This window comes from Deinococcus pimensis DSM 21231, assembly GCF_000519345.1.
Taxonomy (GTDB): Bacteria; Deinococcota; Deinococci; order Deinococcales; family Deinococcaceae; genus Deinococcus_A; species Deinococcus_A pimensis.
Genome location: NZ_KI912628.1, coordinates 38,265 through 38,742 on the forward strand (window position 1 = coordinate 38,265; position 478 = coordinate 38,742).

Genomic DNA, 478 nt, shown 5'->3' on the forward strand with positions numbered 1-478 from the left:
GCGCTCGCCCGCCGCCGTGACCGTCACGCCGTCCGCGTCCTGCGTGACCCGTGTCACGGGCGCGCCGAGCCTGACGGCATCGCCGAGGTCCCGCGCGAGCGCCTCGCAGATGGACTGCGCGCCGCCCAGCACACGGTCCTGCAGTGCGTGACCCCGCACGAGCGTGTGCCCGTTCACGTCGCCGCCCGCGCGGGTGTAGAACAGCACGTGCAGCAGCGACAGGTCACGCGGTTCCGCCGCGAACACCGCGCCCGCGTACAGCCGCATCAATGCCCGCGTGAGGTCGTGCCGGGCGTAACGCGCCACCCACGTCTCGAAGGACACCGCGTCCCACTCGGCGGCCCTCGGCGCCTGCCACGGCGCGTCCAGCGGCACCTCGCGCTTGAGGCGCTCCAGCCGGGTGGACACCCTCAGGTAGTCGAGCAGCACGCGCGGATCGAGGCGCGGCACCAGCCCCCGGTAGCGTCCGAGCCGCCCG

General features: G+C 74.7%; 1 protein-coding gene. It reads right to left on the reverse strand.

Going from position 1 to position 478, the window contains the following annotated elements:
* Positions 1-478: FAD-dependent oxidoreductase (locus DEIPI_RS0103755; protein WP_027480905.1), on the reverse strand; the 478-nt coding region annotated here is incomplete at both ends.